The 13,437-nt window shown below is 33.4% G+C and carries 9 protein-coding genes; all 9 read right to left on the reverse strand.

Annotated elements, in window-relative coordinates:
* Nucleotides 1-7: 7 nt before the first annotated feature.
* Nucleotides 8-1,390 carry a TlpA family protein disulfide reductase gene (locus FN795_RS21585; RefSeq protein ID WP_244289979.1) on the reverse strand — a complete coding sequence of 461 codons (1,383 nt, stop codon included), beginning with the start codon at nt 1,388-1,390 and terminating at the stop codon, nt 8-10.
* A 28-nt stretch (nt 1,391-1,418) separates the two neighbouring features.
* A complete protein-coding gene (locus FN795_RS13300) occupies nt 1,419-2,891 on the reverse strand; it encodes an aspartyl protease family protein (protein ID WP_142451045.1) in 1,473 nt (490 codons plus the stop codon).
* Nucleotides 2,892-2,897: 6 nt separating this feature from the next.
* Entirely contained in the window at nt 2,898-3,767 is an 870-nt protein-coding gene (locus tag FN795_RS13305) for a thioredoxin family protein (RefSeq protein WP_142451046.1), read from the reverse strand.
* An 84-nt stretch (nt 3,768-3,851) separates the two neighbouring features.
* Nucleotides 3,852-5,354 carry a PKD-like family lipoprotein gene (locus tag FN795_RS13310; protein ID WP_142451047.1) on the reverse strand — a complete coding sequence of 501 codons (1,503 nt, stop codon included), beginning with the start codon at nt 5,352-5,354 and terminating at the stop codon, nt 3,852-3,854.
* Nucleotides 5,355-5,388: 34 nt separating this feature from the next.
* A complete protein-coding gene (locus FN795_RS13315) occupies nt 5,389-6,165 on the reverse strand; it encodes a DUF4843 domain-containing protein (RefSeq protein ID WP_142451048.1) in 777 nt (258 codons plus the stop codon).
* Nucleotides 6,166-6,177: 12 nt separating this feature from the next.
* A complete protein-coding gene (locus FN795_RS13320) occupies nt 6,178-7,626 on the reverse strand; it encodes a RagB/SusD family nutrient uptake outer membrane protein (RefSeq protein ID WP_142451049.1) in 1,449 nt (482 codons plus the stop codon).
* A gap of 10 nt (nt 7,627-7,636) precedes the next feature.
* On the reverse strand, nt 7,637-10,960 hold the full coding sequence (locus tag FN795_RS13325) for a SusC/RagA family TonB-linked outer membrane protein (RefSeq protein ID WP_167498078.1): 3,324 nt from the start codon (nt 10,958-10,960) through the stop codon (nt 7,637-7,639).
* A 171-nt stretch (nt 10,961-11,131) separates the two neighbouring features.
* Complete coding sequence (locus FN795_RS13330; RefSeq protein WP_142451051.1) at nt 11,132-12,277, reverse strand: FecR family protein; 1,146 nt, start codon at nt 12,275-12,277, stop codon at nt 11,132-11,134.
* Nucleotides 12,278-12,449: 172 nt separating this feature from the next.
* Nucleotides 12,450-13,040, reverse strand: a complete 591-nt coding sequence (locus tag FN795_RS13335) for an RNA polymerase sigma factor (protein WP_167498079.1) — start codon at nt 13,038-13,040, stop codon at nt 12,450-12,452.
* Nucleotides 13,041-13,437 lie beyond the last annotated feature (397 nt).

Below are 13,437 nucleotides of genomic sequence, written 5' to 3' on the forward strand. Positions count from 1 at the left end.
CTAATTATTAACCTTTCAATAATTTATCCAACTGCACTCTCAATTCCGGATTTGACGGACGAAGTGCATCGGCATTGATGATATTTCCTTTTGTGTCAAACAATAAAAATCTAGGAATAGCATTTACATCGTAATTTTTAGCCACATCAGAGCCAAAATCTTTATCTGCCATTAACTGAATTCCTTTTAATTGTTCTTTAGTCACAAAATCTTTCCATTTTTGAGCATCTTTTGGTTTGTCTAACGAAAGACTTACAAAAACGATATTTTTTCCGTGATAATCTTCTTCGATTTTTTTCATGTGTGGAATCTCCGCTTTGCAAGGTCCGCACCAAGTTGCCCATAAATCGATGTAAACAAATTTACCTTTAAAATCTGAAAACGAAACTGGTTTATCGTTTATGTCGTTATAGGTGAATTCAAGTCCTTTTTGACCCACATTTTTATGAAGTACTTTTTCGTATTCGATTAAAAACGTTTTACTTGCATCAGAAATCATATACGGTTTGATGCTTGGAGCGATTTTTTCATATTCTTCAATTTTCATTCTTGAAGTTGCTACCCCATCACGAAGATAAACATCTTTTAAAGCCGGTTCTGTAATATGTGTAATTGCTTCAGCCAAATCCAAACGTTTTGGCGCATCACCACTATTCATTGTTACATAAAAGAAATAATTTGACATTAATGAGAGACCGTTTTGCAATTTTAACAAATCAGCATCCGTAAATTTTTTGTCTGTTTGCCAAGTTTTGATAACTGCTGGGCGATCGTCTTTATCAGGAAAAGCGCTTCTTGGCATTCTGAAAAAAGTGTACGTCAATTCTTCAACATCAGTCGCTACGGCTAATTTTAATAATTTATCAAAAACTGCATCTTTGGTTTTAATGTTTTTTGAAAATTCATTTGCTTTTGCAATTCCTTTATCAATCCACGGATAAAAATCAACATACGTAATATTAGTTCCGAGTCTCGAAAATGGTGCAAATTCGTTGTAGATTTCATTTGCTTTTTGAACCAAAGCATTCTGTCCAACATTTTTGCCGCTTAAAACATAATTCTCTTTATTGATCAAAAGGCTAATGTCTAATTTTGGTTCCAAGTACAAACGAATCAATTGATTTCTACTTTTCATCTGACCGTAATCAACGTAATAAAAACCAGCTGCTGAAACCGGTATCATAAAGCCAAATTCCCCAAGTGTGTTGACTTTTGCAGTTGCAGCTACCGCTGGTTTTCCTTCTTCGACATTATAAAGTGTAACTTCTTTTGCTTTAAAATCTGGAATTGAAACTGTTCCTTTAATAACTGCATATTCCGAAAAATTTGCAGCAAAACTCACCTGAACCGCAAAGCAGATCAAAATGAAATTGAAAATGTGTTTTTTCATGATATTCTATTGTTTTTTGTTGATAATTTTAAATTGAAATTCGCATCGATTGATCGCCTTGTTCAATGATGAAATCTTTGCTTTCTTTATTTTCTTTCAGCTTTTTGAGATTTTCCGGATTCAGTAAATCTTTGGCTTCAAAATCATTTATTTGAGTGACTTTGGCACCTTCCTTTACTTTCTTTAAATCTTCATTTTGCTGATCTATGATTCTTTTTACTACCAAGTTTTGGTTTTCATCAAAATCTAAATTCATTCCGCCTAGATAGAAAGAAGACATTTTTTTGAAATTTTTATTCGGTTCTAAATAAACCGTTTTATGCAAAAGATCGATTGTGAAATTGAAACGTTTTATTAAATCAATTCCGAGTGATCCATCGGCGAAAGCCCAGCTTTTATTGGCTTCATCATATTCCTGCAACGCGATGGTTACGTTTGGAAAATTATTTCCGTTAATCGCTACATTTGGAATCGCCCCCCCGACAATTTTAGTTTGTTTTCCTAAACTGTAATTCACCGAAGTGTATTCTGTTTTTAGACTTGTTTCCAGATTATTTTTATGATTGAAAGGACCGTAAGCAATTAAATCGTAACCTGCTCCGGTATCAAAAGTGAAACTGCCTTCGACTGTTTTTTTATCTTCAAAAGTCAGACTCATTTTTACTACCGGAAGCCCCGATTTATAGTCAAAAACAAATGGTTTTGCTTTTCCCCAGTAATTGAAATTTCCGAAATTGTACAAATCAATTGTCATCGTATCAAAATTGACAGAAGTAATAAAATTGCGAAGCAGGTTTGCACCAAATAATCCATCATAAACGCCATGTTTTGGAAAAATAACCAAGCCTTGATTCTTCAAAACCTGATCGCCAATATAAATGGTATTGTCTGCTGAATATTGTACTTGCTGACTTCCGCCAACCACAGAAGCCGATTTATTTTTGGTAACCACAACTCCAGCTTTGTAAGCGCTGTCAGGATTCAAAGCCATTCCGTCTGCGCCGGTATCAAAAAGCATTAAAAATTCGCGATCGGCTTTGTTTAGTTTTATTTTGATGGCGATTCCGTTTTCGACAATTTGAAACGGAATGCTTGCTACTTCTTTTACAACAGCATGACGGTCAACTTTATACAAACCATCAAAAAAGGTCACATACAAAATTTTATTATCTGAATTGAAAACAATTTGAGATGGCTTTTTTTCTTTTCCTTTGAAACAAAAATCGGCCAAAACAAAAGTTTCATTTTTAATTGCTACCGATTTTACCATCTGAATAGAATCCAGAACAGGAAATGCATTGAAAATTCCGTTTAAATAAAATTCATTTGAAGAAGCATCTCCAACACCAACAGTAAACTCTGGAGCTAAAAGACTTTTAATCTCACTATAACTTTTATTTTGAAATGCTTTTTCGAAAGATTCAATAGATTTTTGAATGCTGTTTTGAGCATAAATAGAGCATCCAAAAATCAATATTGAAAACAAGAATAACTTTTTCATTTCGGTTTACTTTTGTAAAGTATATGGATTAGTCACCACTTTTTCTACTCCAAAATCTTTTAATAAAATGCCCGAATATTTAGTGAATTCTTCTGGCGTATATAATTCTTTAGAGTCATTTACCAATTCCTGAAAACCTTTCAAATCATTCTTTTTTTCAAATTCTTTTTTCTTGCGTTGCAAAATGCCGAATACGTGAGTTGTGACGTTCCATCTTCCGTAATCTTGAGCAAACTTTTTACTTGAAAAAAGAAAAGAATCATCATATTGTTTTCCTACTCTTAAACCCGTCACGATTACAAAAGAAACCTCATCAGTGGCATCTTTAGATTTTAAATAAGTGTCGATAACGTCAAAAGGAACATTTCTCTTGTTTGCCATATACGCCTGTACATAAAAATCTGGATACTCTTTTTCATTAATCTGCGGACTGTATTTTTTGAAGATTCCTTTTTTAGCTGCGTCTTTTGCATTTTGAAGCAAGGCTGTAAATTGCTCAACGTTTTGAAAACCGCCCGCAATATCAATCACTTTTCCATCAGCATTCATAAATAAAAATGTTGGAAAACCCGTAACACCATATTTCATGCATAACTTTTTACCAATTTCTTCTTTCAAAATATCCGATTTGAAAGTGACAAAATCTTTGCTTAAAACAGCTGCTACTTTAGGATCAGGAAATACCTCCTTGTCCATTTGTGCGCACGGCATGCAACCTGTGAAATACAAATCGACAAAAATTAGTTTTTTCTCCTTTTGAGCTTGTTTTTTAGCCAATTCCCAACTTTCATCAGCTGGATTTGTCTGTGCATTTAAGGCAATAGAAGAGCTGGCAAGCAGCAAAACTGCACTTGCGATTTTAAAAAAACGTTTCATAAAATGTGGTTTTAGAAACCGAATGAAGAATGAGATTTATTCTTCATTCGGTATTTTAGTTTTTAAGTTTTAAATTATCTGTAATTATCGTACACGGTAAGTAACATCGACAATTTTGCATAAGTTCGAATAGCTGTTTTCCAAAATTAAATTTCCATTTACAGGTGGCACTGTATACAATTCTAATTTTCCAGTTGTGCTGTAAGAACCTACAAGTAATTTGTTGACAATCTCTTTTTTACCTCTCTTGCTGAAACCTAAATAAGTAATTTCTTCATTTCCTTTGTCTAACATTAATTTTGCAGATTGCGTTCCGCTATCATATTCATACACTTTGTTTCCAACAGTATAAAATAAATAGCCTGTATCTGGACTTACGGCAAATTTTGTTGCTTTATCAAAATCTGGTGCATTTAGAATTTCTTTAAAATAGGTTTGTAATAATGCTGGCGAAAAACGAAGCAACTGATATTTTCCTGTTGTAAGATTTTTTAGCACTGCAAAACTTTCCCCTTGATTATAATCAGAACTCGTCATGTAAACCAAATCAGAATTAGTTTTATTCCAATCTAAAACAGTTGAAGAACCTACAAGCGGCGGCATTGCGGAACAAGAACCTTTTAAAGTATTAAAACGTAGAAAACGACGTAAATCCCTATCAAAAAATACTGGATTATACGGTGACGATACCACGCTTTCTGCAATAAAAGGCGCCGCGTAAAAGTTCTTGGCTTCTGTTTCTACCTTATTTTGTGGTAAGCCATATCTAATTTGCTGTGCTTTATTATAATAGTAAATGTTTCCATCGCTGTAAAGAAAGTTTTCACCTCCCAAACCAACGGCTTTCATAAAATCGACACCAAAATTATTTGGAAGCGCACCACCAATTGTTTCATAAGCGATATTTTGCGTTGGAACCCAGCCGAAAGAATCAGGATCAAGTCTTGCCGTTCCAGATTCTGATGCTGTAACATAAACACCATAAGTAGGAGAAGTTGTTGGCAATGCCGATGTAAAACAATCTACATCTACCGCCTTTCCTTCTAGTTTCAATGCTGATCCAGAAAAATCTAAAACATCATTGATAATACGAATATTTGTACTTCCTGGAATTATAGAAACCATATCCAGACGTGCTTTCCCATCGACATTACCAATAATCATCCAGCCTTCGTAAATAGAAGAAACAACATTTAATGTAAAAGGTTTTTGCTGCCATCTTACGCCCGTTATTTTATCTTTTATAAAATAATAAACCGTGTATTTTGCAGGCGGCAATTTTAAAACATCATTATAATCTTTTGTAGTAGCAATCGTTGTTCTGGATTCTGATGCTAATTTAGAAGGATTAACAGCTACCCATTCATACTCATAGCGATCTTTAGTACTACCATCATCCAATGTTGGATTTAAATTTGGTTTAATCACAAACGGATCGCCATTATAAACAGTATACTCTTCTTGTATTCCCGTAACATTTAATTCGTTTATGGCATTATAATCGTAATTTCCTTCGTCGTTTGCACAGCTCCAGTTCAAAAGCACAAGCACGAGCAAGACCAATTGTATCTTTATATTTTTAAACATTGTCGTATATTTTAAATTAAATAAATGTCTCTAATTAAGGAAAAAGCATTTCTGTACCATTTTCTTCATAAATCGTATTTCCGGCTGCTTTTTGTTCAACCAAATAACGTTTCATAAAACTTTGGTAATACTGAACCTCCGGAATTGATAAACCAACGGCTCCAGGTGATGAATTAAAAATCACAGGATCCAAATGCATTAAATCGCACATCATAAAGAATTTCTTGGCAGAAAAAGTTCCAAAAAAACCTACTATCCATCCTTTTGGCTGTGATAAAAAATCATCAATCGTTAATTCAAAACTTATAAAACTCATTGTTTTCTTTGTCAAAGCATTGGTCACTCTAGTTTTCATTTCGGTTTTGAAAAATTCATTTTCTTCTAAATTAAAAACTAGAGAAAATGTACTTTTTTTCATATCAGGAGTTCTAATAACTTGTACCCTAATTGTATCAACTACTTTCCCGGCAGGGATAATTATTTTGTCAGGTATTGTAAAATGGGTTCCTTTTATTGCTGTACTCGAAGGATCGATACTAACTTTTACTTCTCTGTCAACATTGCTTGCTTTTCCTTGTACCGCAATAGGAATTTTAAACAAACGTCCTGTAATAGTAGGATTATCTAAACTAAAACTTAGACCAATACTATCCGTCAGTACTTTGGCACCATTAAGAGAAATATAAGAAACTACTGCAGGCGAAAAATAGATATTATCTTTACCACTGTAGGTTTCGATTTCTTCTTTAGTACAAGATGAAAATCCTGCAATAAAAAGAAGCGTAATACTTAAAATCAATATTTTTTTCATGCTATAGCTTTTTTAGTTTTGAAAATTAGTTTCCGACTCTGGCAATGGAACAACGTATTGCAAAGCACCCATTGAAACATTTCCTGATGTCGCTGCACCATTAGGAATTGCTGTTGTATTATTTCTTTTGTAATAGAAAAAAAGCTGTCCTTCGCCAATAAATTCTTTTCGATATTCTTTTGTAATTTCTGTAGCTAATACAGCCGTTGCCGCCAGATTAGTTAAACCTCGATTAAATCGCAGTGTATTCAAATAAGCTATTCCATCAGCAGGAACTGCAGCCGTTTCTGCCGCGATCAAATACATTTCTGAAAGTTTAAGCATCGGAATCTGCAAACGAAATATTTTTGTTTTATCTGTTACATCTTCATATTTGAAAAATGTTTTTTGGGTTTTTCCTCCAATGATTGGAACCTTCCAACTTGGCAAACTTCTATAATCATTATCATTAGATTCAAAAACCGCATTTATTCTATTCAACAAAGGAGCATAGATTTTAGTGTCTTCTAAATTAGAATCGTATAAATCTCGCTGTTTGTTATATAAAGTATAATCGCTTAACGAAAAGAAATTTTCTGAAGAAAAAGTACGATCAGGATTAGATGCATTTGTAGCATCTAAAAATGAAGTCCATGGAAAGAAGGTTGTGTTTTTAGTAAATGTGATTACTTCATTTGCAACAATAGAAGCATTCGTTTTGTCTCCTGAATATAAGAGAACACGCGCTTTTAAACATTTTACAGCCAAATAATTCATTCGTTGTCCGCGATTTTGAGAATAATACGGATTAGCATCAAATGCTGTCGAAGGGCTATATTTGCCAGTAGTAAGTATTGGATCATTTGCCAATAAAACCAAAGCGGCATCAAGATCTGTAATAATTTTAGCAATAACATCTTTAGCAGGCAAAATTGGTTTAGTGCTTGGCGTATATGCATCATAATAAGGAATAGACGGATCTGCTGGAGCAACTTTATAAATTGGCCCGTATAATCGAAGCATATCAAAATGAATCATTGCGCGAATTGCAATAGCTTCTCCTTTTAACATATTGGCTTTTTCAGCTGATATTACTTCTGGATGCTCATTAATGCTTTCCAAAAATTTATTAGCAGTTAAAATTGTCGTAAAAGCACTTTTCCAAATACCATTAAATATCGATTTTGGAGCAGCTTCAGCATAAGCATAAGCCGCAGTTCTAATTCTAATATGAGATCCTGAAATATTGTACTGCTGTCCTAAAATCTCTACAGCATCCATAGTAAGATGTCTGCCATACAAATTAGTTCCAGTCAACTGCAAATAGATTCCATTATGCGCATTTTGAATTCCGGCTTCAGAGCTATAGGTCTGCTCTTCTAAAATTTTGTCTTGTGGAACTACATCCAAAAAATCACTACAACTTGCTAGAGTTAGCGATGCAAGCAAAAGGAATGTAATTTTATATAAATACTTATTCATAATTTCTTTATTAAAATGATAAATTAAGACTCAAAGAATATATTCTTGAAAAAGGATAATCAATACCTCTTTCTGCTTTAATAGTTGAAACACGGAAGAATTCATTTGCCAAAGCATTAAATCCTAAAGCTGTAAGTCCATTTCTTTTTAACCAGGCTCTGTCAGTTATACGGTAACCTAATCGAATAGATTCTCCAGAGATATAATCATCCTTCTGAATAAATCTTGAAGAAATTGGTGTTGAATTTGTCATGCTAATTCCTTTAAACTGAGCAATCTGCCCTGGTGTAGTCCAACGATCTGTAAAAGCTCTGGCATCTTGGTTATCAAAAATATTATCTTTTGAAATGTTTTCAACTTTGTCATACAATGCACTATTAAATCGCTCTGCACCAAAACTGTATCTCACAAATAAGCCAAAACTAAAACCTTTGTAATTTAAATTTGTCGACACCACTCCTGTAGCCGTTTCTCTAGAATTCCCCATTACTACTTCATCTTTTTTATCAAGAATAAAAGTAGTCTGGCCATTTTTCTTTAAGAAAACTTCTTTTCCAGTTGCAGGATCAATTCCTAATGAAGGTACAGCCCAAAGATCATTGCTGCTGGCACCATCATAATATCTGATCAAACTGGTTGTTTTTTGAGCTGCATCATTTAAAGAAGCTAATGTATTGCCAAAACCACCTAGTTTATTATCTCCAGTAGTTCCCATTAAACCGATTCCCCATACAAAATTTCGGCTCAAATCGTAGATAAAATTATAGTTCATTTTTAGCTCTAATCCTTGTGTCGTTAAGTAACCAACATTTAAAGGATAACCGTTAATACCTGACGAAGCAGCAAGATCAATTGCTACAATTTGTGGAGACGTTTTACGTTTGTAAGCACCCAAAGTCATTGTTAATCTATTTCTAAACATTGCCAGATCTAATCCTAAAGACAAATCTTTGGTTCTTTGTGGTTCTAAATCTGCATTTGCAACTTGAGAAATTGATAATGCTGGTCCAAAAATGTTCGTATTTGCACTATAAGAATACACATCATAAGAAGCATAACCGGCTAAATTCTGGTTTCCTGTCTGACCAATATTGGCACGTATTTTAAAAATATTGACAATATCTTCGTTCATTTTAAACTCATTATTCAAATTCCATCCAAATCCAATTCCCCAATAAGGCGAATATTTTTTATTTGTTCCGAAATTAGTTGCTCCCGAAATTGTGTGCGTAAAATCAAATAAAAATCGGCGGTCGTAAGCGTAGTTAATTTGGTTTGTCAAGTCGACATTTCGAATTAATTCAGTAAAAATTTCTGGTTTACCATTTGGTTCATATCCGAAAGCAAATGAAGGATTTCCGGGAACACCAAGAGGGAAACCTCTTAAAAATGATTTATAAGAATTGTTTTTTGTCTCTGAAGCCGAAGCCCTAATCGTGTAATTAAAAGAATGAACACTTTTAAATACATTTGAATAAGTAGCCCCAAGATTAGTATTCCATTTATCTGTAATGGCTTCATATCTGCTATAAGTTCCTTTTTCTGTTGCAATATTACTTATAAAACGAGTATCGTCTGGAGAGACAAAAACGGTATTGTAATTATTCAATCTTGAAACCGATAAAGCTCCCGTTGCCTTAATATGCGGGTTAATATCATAATTAATCGCAAAGTTATTCGTAAAATTAAAGTCGCTTCCCTTGTCATAACTTGGCAAAAACACATTGTAAAGCGGATTTGTCGCGTGATTTACTATAACAGATTGGTTTGCTGGAATTGGCAATGAAGTTCCGTCTAGATAACGTGTTACTACTCCGTTTTCATTATATTTTGGATAATACGGACTTGCTTTTGCCCAAATGTCAAATGTTCCATATGGCGATTCTTGGTTATTTCCTCCAGAAACAAAAAATTGATTATTAAAACTTAATTTATTTTTTCTGTAAGTCAAAGTTGCATTATAGCCCCAAGTATCGTGCTCAGAACCTTTCATTGTTCCTGTTAGTGTTTTATAATTTCCGGCAATGTTAAATCTGAATTCATCTGAGCCTCCGCCAAAATTCAAACTATGACCAGAAGTAATCCCCATCTGGATTGGTTCATTCAACCAATACGTGTTTACTCCACGTCGTACTGCAGCCAAACGTTTGTTGTACTCCTGATCCCATTTGTACTGTGTTGCTGCGGCAGCGCCATCTCCAGCATAATAAGCATTAGATAACCTTTCAAACTCTAATTTTTGTTCGGCACTCATTAAATTGTAGACACTCAAATCGGCTACTTCATAAGATGAATTATATACATAATTGAATTGTAATTTTCCAGGAATTGGCTTATTCGTTTCAATAACCACGACTCCGTTTGCAGATCGAGAACCGTATAATGCTGTCGAAGCAGCGTCTTTTAATAATGTAATAGTTGCAATTCTGTTAATATCTAAATCGACAACTTGCTGCAAAGTAGTTGGAAATCCGTCCAAAATAAACAACGGTTGATTTGGGTCGTCTCTAAATTGGCTGTCCACCTGATTTGCAGTTAAACTTGTCTGCCCTCTCACCTCAATCGTTGGCAGAACATTTGGATTTGAACCTGCAATATTGTTATTCACAACAATAAAAGAAGGGTCTAATGATTTTAAGGCCTGAACTGCATTTTGAGTAGAAATTTGTCTTAATTCTTCTCCTCTAAAAGTAGTTACTGCACCCGTTATCAATTCTTTTTTACGAACTGTAACTCCGGTATTTACTATAACTCCTTCAAGTTCTTTTCGCTCTTCCAGAAGTTTTACATTGATAAGTTTTCTATTATTAACCTCCACAATTTGCGCACGATGTCCAATATAAGTAAACAAAATTTGTCCATCTTCTGGAGCTATGATGGTATATTTTCCGTCAAAATCAGTTTGAGAGGCAGCGCCTGTACCTTTTACTTTGATGTTTACACCCGGAATAGGATCTCCTTTATCATTGGTAACAATACCTTTAATTTCAATCAATTTTGATTGAAAAACGACAACATTTTCCTTTGGTAATTTTCTAACTAAAATTGTATTTCCGTTTGATAAACTAAAATCGAAATCTTTATTAGGAAAACTGGCTTCTAATAAATCATTTACTCTGATTTTACCTTTTTTCAAATGTACTTTCGGTAGTTTCTTAAATAAATCTTCCTGATAAATAAAAGTGTAGTCTGTTTGCTGTTTTATAAGATCAAAAACTTCGTCAACAGTTACCGTTTTATCGGTTGCAATTACAATTTTTGTGTTTTGTGAAAATAAATTTGCGGGTGAAAAACCAAAAATTGCAGTACAAAACAAGAATATAAAAGTTCTCATAATGTTAATAATTAGTCTTTTTCTAAAATAGAAAAAGACGTCGGTTAATTTAAATTTCATAAATTTACATGTTAATTGGTTGGTCGGTTGTTAAATGATTAATTGATTAATACACAGAAAGGGATGAAGTGCGGTACGGTGAGAGGTCTGAACTTTAATCCCTTTTCTTTTTTATTTGATTATAATCTTATTGTCTTTTTTCTCATAGGCATTAATAAAATTAATATTCTTGATCGTGGTTAATATATCTTCTAATTTTTGATTTTTGTTCAAAACACCATTGAATCTAACATTGCCGAGTGCCGGATCTGCAAACTCAATATCAACATCATACCATCTTGACAATACTCTTGCAATATCTTTCAAAGGCATTCCTTTAAAAACAAACAATCCTTTTCGCCATGAAATTTCGTTGTAAACATCAACTTCTGAAATTGCAATGCGATCATCACTTTTGCTGATTCTCGATTGTTCGTTTGGCGCTAAAATTTCTTTATTACTTGCATTGCTAACCGCAACTTTTCCTTCTACCAATGTGGTATAAATTGCCGTTTCGTCTCTGTAGGCTTTGATATTGAATTCGGTACCAATAACCTCTACATTTTGCATTGCTGTTTTTACCTTAAACTTAGAGCCTTTGTGTTTTGTGCTTGGAGAAACTTCAAAATAAGCCTCGCCATAAACCAACTCTACTTGTCTGATTTCGCCATCAACAAAAGCAACAGGGTATTTTAGTTGCGATTCTGAGTTCAGCCAAACTTTTGTACTATCTGCTAATTGAACAAAAAACTGTCCTCCTCTCGGAATCGTTAAAAAGTTATTTGCAATCGTTCTAGTATTATTTTTAGAATTATAAATCAATTTTTCGCCGTTGCTAGTTGCATTTCCTTGATTGTAGGATTCTCCTTTTTTCAGTTCAATTACAGATCCGTCTTCTAGAGTCAATGTTGCTTTGTCGCTTCCAATCAGAATATTTTTATTAGCAACAACTGGAATATTTTGTTTTGAATTTTTCGCTGTATTGAATAATAACGAAATTGAAATCAACATTGCAACTGAGGCCGCAACTGCAACTTTAAAGCTTGTTCTGGAATAGAATGGCCTTAACGGAATAACTTTTGTTTCTTCCGATTTTATAGCTGTCTGAATCCGATGCAGCATTTTATTTTGAATTTCTTCTTTTGATCCTAAACTTTCGTCCCATTCATCTGAAGTTTGGAAACTTTCATAAAAATGCAACATTTGCTTATTCTCCTCCCGATTCGTATCGCCAGAAAGATATCTGTTTAATAACGTTAAGAATTCTTCTTTTTTCATTTTTTTTTATTATTAATGCAGAAGTATATTAGGTAAGTATCTAAAAAGATATTTACCCCCTAGTCCAAATTGTATTTTTTTGATTTTTTTTTAATCTTTTAAGAAAAGCCTCGCCGGAAACTAGAGAAATCAACGTTTTAGGCTTAGAATCGGCAATCATTTTTATTTTCCTTTAAAGATTTTTAGACAGCCATAAAACCATTGCCACGCCCAGTGTACTGCCCATAGACAGACGAATTGTCTGAAGCGCTTTGGTAATATGATTTTCAACAGTTTTGGTTGAAATATTAAGACGTTCAGCGATTTCTTTGTGACTCAATTGTTCTTCTCTGCTTAATTTATAAACTGCCTGACATTTTTCAGGAAGCGTTTCAACAATTAAATGAAGCTGCTGCACTAATTCTTCGTGCATCAATTGTGTTTCAGGTGTAGTATATTGAAATCGTTTTTCTAAATCATCAAAAAGTTCGACATGAATTTTGTCTTTGTTTTTTCTCAAATGATTAAAAACCTGATAACGCGCGCAGGCATACATATAGCCTTTTAATGAAATATGGATTTCTAGTTTTTCGCGATTTGTCCAAATATTCAGGAAGATATCCTGAATAATATCCTCGCACAATTCTTTGTCTTTAATGACATTGTAAGCCGACACAAAGAGCGCCTGCCAAAAGGCATTATACAATTCCGTCAAAGCCGATTCATCTCCGGAACGAAGACGATCGATTAAAGTTTTATCTTGATTTGATAACAGTGACGGCAAGTTTTTTTGGCTTTTGGTAAATTGAATAATTCGCAACAAACTTAATAATATTATCCAATAATCCTAATTTGTTCTTCCGTCGATCATCCATTCTTTGTTGTTGATTTTATTTTACAAAAAACCAAAATCGTTATAAATTCAGCAATCAAAAACCTTGAATAATCTAAAAAATTATAATTTGCATAATTTTTAACCGTTTAAAAACGGATTTTACAAAGCGTCTTATGTTAAGATAAAATCATGTTTTTATTAATTATTATAAAAATACCGTAGCCAATTTCTTAATTCATAAATGCAACGGAAAACAGCTTATAGGAATTAGTAAAAAAAACTTTACTATAATTTTAGGTGCGTTTTATAAAACTTCAAGGCAAAAAAAATCGGAAGAAAACCTCCG

Origin of the sequence: Flavobacterium resistens, assembly GCF_900182645.1 — a bacterium.
In the GTDB taxonomy this organism is placed as follows: domain Bacteria; phylum Bacteroidota; class Bacteroidia; order Flavobacteriales; family Flavobacteriaceae; genus Flavobacterium; species Flavobacterium resistens.

Coding starts and splice junctions, on each gene's coding strand:
- FN795_RS21585 (WP_244289979.1), bottom strand. CDS start 1,390: ATGAAAAAACACATTTTCAATTTCATTTTGATCTGCTTTGCGGTTCAG.
- FN795_RS13300 (WP_142451045.1), bottom strand. CDS start 2,891: ATGAAAAAGTTATTCTTGTTTTCAATATTGATTTTTGGATGCTCTATT.
- FN795_RS13305 (WP_142451046.1), bottom strand. CDS start 3,767: ATGAAACGTTTTTTTAAAATCGCAAGTGCAGTTTTGCTGCTTGCCAGC.
- FN795_RS13310 (WP_142451047.1), bottom strand. CDS start 5,354: ATGTTTAAAAATATAAAGATACAATTGGTCTTGCTCGTGCTTGTGCTT.
- FN795_RS13315 (WP_142451048.1), bottom strand. CDS start 6,165: ATGAAAAAAATATTGATTTTAAGTATTACGCTTCTTTTTATTGCAGGA.
- FN795_RS13320 (WP_142451049.1), bottom strand. CDS start 7,626: ATGAATAAGTATTTATATAAAATTACATTCCTTTTGCTTGCATCGCTA.
- FN795_RS13325 (WP_167498078.1), bottom strand. CDS start 10,960: ATGAGAACTTTTATATTCTTGTTTTGTACTGCAATTTTTGGTTTTTCA.
- FN795_RS13330 (WP_142451051.1), bottom strand. CDS start 12,277: ATGAAAAAAGAAGAATTCTTAACGTTATTAAACAGATATCTTTCTGGC.